General features: G+C 44.4%; 5 protein-coding genes. 1 reads left to right on the top strand and 4 read right to left on the bottom strand.

The features are described 5' to 3' along the window. From K8S15_06480 to K8S15_06465, 4 genes are all read right to left on the bottom strand, one after another. A partial coding sequence (locus K8S15_06480; GenBank protein ID MCD4775685.1) for a hypothetical protein occupies positions 1–491 on the bottom strand: 491 nt, incomplete at its 3' end. Between the two features lie 158 nt (positions 492–649). After that, a complete protein-coding gene (locus K8S15_06475; GenBank protein MCD4775684.1) occupies positions 650–865 on the bottom strand; it encodes a hypothetical protein in 216 nt (71 codons plus the stop codon). A 29-nt stretch (positions 866–894) separates the two neighbouring features. Continuing rightward, positions 895–1,458 carry a hypothetical protein gene (locus tag K8S15_06470; GenBank protein MCD4775683.1) on the bottom strand — a complete coding sequence of 188 codons (564 nt, stop codon included), beginning with the start codon at positions 1,456–1,458 and terminating at the stop codon, positions 895–897. Between the two features lie 311 nt (positions 1,459–1,769). After that, positions 1,770–2,405 (bottom strand): hypothetical protein, encoded by a 636-nt coding sequence (locus K8S15_06465; GenBank protein MCD4775682.1) that lies wholly within the window; start codon positions 2,403–2,405, stop codon positions 1,770–1,772. A gap of 549 nt (positions 2,406–2,954) precedes the next feature. On the opposite strand from K8S15_06465, the gene K8S15_06460 reads away from it, so the two are divergent. Then, positions 2,955–4,316 carry an SEC-C domain-containing protein gene (locus tag K8S15_06460; GenBank protein ID MCD4775681.1) on the top strand — a complete coding sequence of 454 codons (1,362 nt, stop codon included), beginning with the start codon at positions 2,955–2,957 and terminating at the stop codon, positions 4,314–4,316. The last annotated feature ends 20 nt before the right edge of the window (positions 4,317–4,336 follow it).

Below are 4,336 nucleotides of genomic sequence, written 5' to 3'. Positions count from 1 at the left end.
GAATAATCGAACCTGAAGGGTATCAATGACCCGGTAACCGATTCCGGAACTCCTTCAAGATCGACTTCACCCCCGGGAGATACCATCCTCAGTCCATCATGATACGATTCGTCCTCGGCGTAGTATTCATCGTACAATGTGTACACGACACTATCGGCATCAAATGTAAGCGAGTTAATATCCATACCCAGATTTGCTGCCCCCCCACCCCTGGAATAGGAGGAATACTCGAACAGCCGCCACGAATTGCTGTCCGGCACAGCAGGATATTGAAAGATAAGAGTGTCGGCTCTCAGCATCCTGAAAGTCAGATATTCCTCATCTTCTCCAACACACAGAAAGACCCGGCTTCCATCTTCAAGTGAGAATGAAAAGATGGATGTTTCCCCCGGCTGCAGAAAGGATTCTGAACAGACTTGAGATGGAACACAGACAGCGAGCGACAGCACGAAACAGATCGTTACCAGACCGTTCTTTTCTTTTCGATTCATGTTAACATATTCCCTTTCCAAGTATTTTATCTATCCTGGCACAATAAAACCTCGGCCTCGTCCTGACAAGTGGATCCGGTGTATATCTCAAGTATCTCAAATGTAAGACTATCATCATCTTCGTTACGGTCTCCAGCTTTTCCTGATCGCAGGATAACTCACCATTCATCACCATATTCATCGTAATCTGGTTGGCCGGATATAGTAATTGTAAGATCCTCTACCGGTTTCCAGTCCGTGAAATGCCAGGTTACATGGTTCCCGTCAACCTGTGGTGAACCGTTCCAGTCCGTCTGTACAGAGAACGAATTATATTCTGTGGATACTAAATAATACTCCGGAATGGTTATTGAGATCACAGCATCGCATACCATTCAAAAAGCTACCTGTAAGATGTTGCCTGCTATCCGAGAATAAATAAGCCTAAGATTTGCTCACCATACTGCTCGTTCTGTTCCCACAGGCTTTCAGGTGCTTCAAACATAAGAATGTAAACCTGGTCCGTTGAATCCATCCCGATAATAATGTAGTGAATGATGATGTCAGAACTACTGAGTTTCACTCGCAAAATGTTCATATCATAGGCGTCACATGTAACCACATCCTGTAGCAGCACTTCTCCCGTTGAAGCCAGTTCTGCGGCAGCAAACACAGCATACTGGCTGGGTTCTCCGGAGTACGTTTTCGAAAAATCATTGATCTGGTTCACAGACATACCTGTAAGGTAACCACCATCCGCTTCTATATTCTCCCTGGTAATAAACAATGCTTTTGTATTGCCGGAAGATTCTTCCGTGACAAACCAACCGTCAGGCTTCAGGAATGAACCGACTCCATCGGTTGATTCAAACCATTCGTATCCCTCCGGAGGAGCAGAAAATGTCGAAATGTCCCCTCCATGGGTGCTGGATAGAGCAGTCAGAACCGTGAATAAAACATAGTATTCCCGACTGATGTGCAAAGTCATCTATCTTTCCGTCCTTCCTTCTTGTTAGGCCGGTTTGCGAGTCTTCCGGGTGACAGAAAACTGGATTTCTTTCACCCGAAACTAATGATAACGTCTTGAACTCTCACCCGTCAATGAAGTAATCGCAGAGCTTTTCAGGTTAATTTTCCGGAAGAAATTCCTCTAAAGGGTGAGCACATATCTGAGGAAGCACAGACTTGAGTATCTTTTTAAGAACGAACCAGAACATTATAAAGAATCATGAAATTGCGGCCTTTAATAAGGGGCACGCATCTGCATGCCCCCTCTTCTCAATCACCGGTGACTGGATATTACTGGAGGTAAATGCTGGTCAGTTCATCCTCTAAATAGTACTCACCTGGTATTTGTTCTACTTTGCTTATGACTCCCTCACCATTACTACCCCAGTATTGGATGTATGTCTTTCCAGGTTCAGAGGAATCGGTTTCTTTCGTACAGGCACAATTGTTGTAAGTACCAGCTGGAGCAACTACCTGAGCGGACAGACTGGTGACTTCAATCTGCTCGGTAGGGTTAATACCTGGCACCCAGGTATCACCGACTACCGCGTTGTATTTGAATGGCACAGAGTATACTGTTGATGTAGTATCGTAATAGAGCCTGAATTCATCCGATTCATTCCGCACATAGATAGACACTGTGGTTGATGAAGTGTCGGGTTCTGTCATGTTCAGAACATCATCAATCCTGTAGAGCTGAAACCCGCCAGTATGGGTAACTTCTGAAGCGATTGTTCTTGTCAGCGTTCCTGCAACAGTCGTTGTATCTCCTGTGTCAATCGTGTAACCACTCACTGCAAATACGTAGTAATTTCCTACTGTCATCGAAGCTACATAGTTGGGCTCTGTCGGTCCGGTTGCGCTGTCGCCACAACCTGCTGCCAATATCAGCAAACTCGTTGCAACAGTTACCTTTAATATATTCATGATATCCTTTCTGTTAAGTAAAAGACAACCCACGAAAATTACATATCCTTCTGCAGCTTACTTGTCAATGATATTACCTGTCCAACAAGACGGATGTATTACCTATATGGACCGATCAGCTTCATTAAAGCACAAGTAAAAAACTCCAATTATCAATAGATATTTGTCCGGTTATGTTCACTGCGGGATTATCGGAAGTTCACGAGCGATAGACCGCATTTACTTCTGGGCACTTCAATAGACATTCAAGTAGCTGAATAGACGGCGCGGGCAGGGGGTGTGGTAGCTGGAGCATCTGTAAACTCCAATTCATCCGCGCATAACCAGTCAGAATCAATGCCCGGTTGTTCGAGTAAAACAGTATCCGTTAGATCACAGATCTTGCTGAGAGTAACCTTGATTTCCCCGATTAAATAATCGCGAGGAGTGACCTGCCGTCGCTTCATTTCTTTTGCGCATCTTTCAGATCGTCTGCCACTCCCGCGCCCGATCAGTAAGCAGTAAATTTCATTATGTTGTCATGAATGAAAAACCTGAGAGGAATAGATAATGCTGTCTCCGGAAGTACCATTTCAGTCCCCATGCCCATGCGGATCCGGCAGGAAATACAAAAATTGCTGCTGGAAACGGGAAAAAAGGGAATATGCCACAGGGTGTTCCGCGATATCGGATGTAATAATTAAAGTATACAGCTTCGTTGTGGAAAACATGGAAGATGAATTGTGTGGAGTAACGGATAGAATCTTGTATAAGCTATACGAGGATTACGACAGCGATCTCATCGATAAGGTCGGGGATGAGATGAACACATACATCATAATGAATATCAACGATATCTGTGCCTGTGATATCAGGCTTGATGACGGAAGCAGTGTCATTGATGTTTACCTTGATGAGCTTGATAAAGAACTTAATCCCATGGCTCTTGAATTCCTTTTGAACTGGAAGGAGGCCAGTTTTTCTCTCTTCGAGGTTATAAAGGTGAATTACGGAAAATCCATGGACATCAAGGATATGTTCACCGGGAAGACCTTTACTGTTACCGAAACAAGACTGTCTGAAACCGCGGAACCGCTGGATGTATTCGTTGGAAGAATCGTACCGGTTGGAAATGAATACTTCCTTCCGCCGTCTTTTCTACCCATTTTTCCTCTGGATACAGATTCCATAGTCCTGAATCTGAGGGAAACAAAGAAATACCTATGGGGTTCAAGAACCCTTACCTGGAAACGTTTCTTCAAGAAACACTGGGGTTTATTGCATCAGATCTGGCTTGAACGTTTGCTCCTCAAGCGTACGGGACCTAAACTTGTAAACATGGATGGTGATTCGATAATGGCCTTCAGACTCACATTCTCCCTGAAGGAAGGGAGCAGTTTCAAGGCAAACATGATCCTGAACTCCATTCCTGACATAAACAAAACCTCCGACACCACCTTCGATCTTGTAGTGGATACAAGGGACCGCAAGGACACCACACTTGATAATATTCTCATATCAACTTTCGAGCTGTCAGAAGAGAAGCTGGTTGCGGAAGTCAATTCGGAGAACAGAGCTGAAAGTATCATTGCCCTGATCGAAGATAAACTGGGCGATCTTGTAAATAACACTGAGCAGGAACCAATATCATTCGATCCGGACGCAATGTATAAAAAGACAGAACAGGATGAAATTCCCCTCGAGATCAAGGAAGAGATCATGATGAACTTCCTTGATGATCATTACACCAAATGGATGGATATGCCCATTCCAGCTTTGGGCGGAATGACTCCAAGGCTGGCTGCGAAAAAGCCTGGATCATGTAAGAAACTGATTCAACTTATGAAGGAGATGGATTCACGCCCATCTTTCGGGGGAATCGATTACGACACGTCCTGGTTATGGGAAGAACTTGGATTGAATAGACCTTAGGAACCTGTGGTAAGAAGTCC

Source organism: Candidatus Aegiribacteria sp., from assembly GCA_021108005.1.
In the GTDB taxonomy this organism is placed as follows: domain Bacteria; phylum Fermentibacterota; class Fermentibacteria; order Fermentibacterales; family JCC-6; genus Aegiribacteria.
The sequence above is the reverse complement of the archived record's forward strand: the minus strand, read 5'-3'. Positions and strand labels throughout refer to the sequence as shown.

Excerpts from the sequence above, each read along its gene's own strand:
- K8S15_06460 (MCD4775681.1), top strand. The coding sequence starts at position 2,955 with ATGCTGTCTCCGGAAGTACCATTTCAGTCCCCATGCCCATGCGGATCC.
- K8S15_06465 (MCD4775682.1), bottom strand. The coding sequence starts at position 2,405 with ATGAATATATTAAAGGTAACTGTTGCAACGAGTTTGCTGATATTGGCA.
- K8S15_06470 (MCD4775683.1), bottom strand. The coding sequence starts at position 1,458 with ATGACTTTGCACATCAGTCGGGAATACTATGTTTTATTCACGGTTCTG.
- K8S15_06475 (MCD4775684.1), bottom strand. The coding sequence starts at position 865 with ATGGTATGCGATGCTGTGATCTCAATAACCATTCCGGAGTATTATTTA.